The following is a 493-nucleotide window of genomic DNA, read 5'->3' on the forward strand; positions in this document are numbered from 1 at the left end:
GAAGCAGAAAAAGCTTATTATGCTTCCATCGGAAACGATGATCTGGCAGCCTGAGTTCACAGATAAAACACTCTCCAGGAAACCCGGGGCGGTTCACTCTATTGTTCTTGGTGATAATGACACCGGATTTAAACAGAATGGAGACGGTATTCTGGATGTTTATGCTAATAGTCAGCGTGTATTCCGCTTTCAGAATGGAGTGGCTATTGCTTTTAAGAATATTCAGGCCGGAACTGCCAGAAAATTCACGTTATCCAGCGCCAACAACTCCACGAAAAATGCAGCGTTTTATTTGTGGGGTAATCCATCCAGGTCTGTTGTTGCAGAGCTTGGCGATGATTCAGGCTGGCATTTTTTCAGCCAGAGGAATACAGATAACAGCATCACGTTCGCCGTAAACGGACAGGTAATTCCGTTAAATTACGGAAACTTCGATGCCCGCTATAAACATCGAACTGAGGGGGTACAGGATGTGCGGTATGGTTATGAAATG

General features: G+C 44.8%; 1 pseudogene. It reads left to right on the plus strand.

Annotated features, from left to right (window positions below):
* Positions 1–151: 151 nt before the first annotated feature.
* Positions 152–493: pseudogene (locus BHE85_RS18480) on the plus strand (phage tail protein); the annotation flags it as partial.

Source organism: Shigella sp. FC1567 (assembly GCF_001743015.1).
Taxonomy (GTDB): Bacteria; Pseudomonadota; Gammaproteobacteria; order Enterobacterales; family Enterobacteriaceae; genus Escherichia; species Escherichia coli.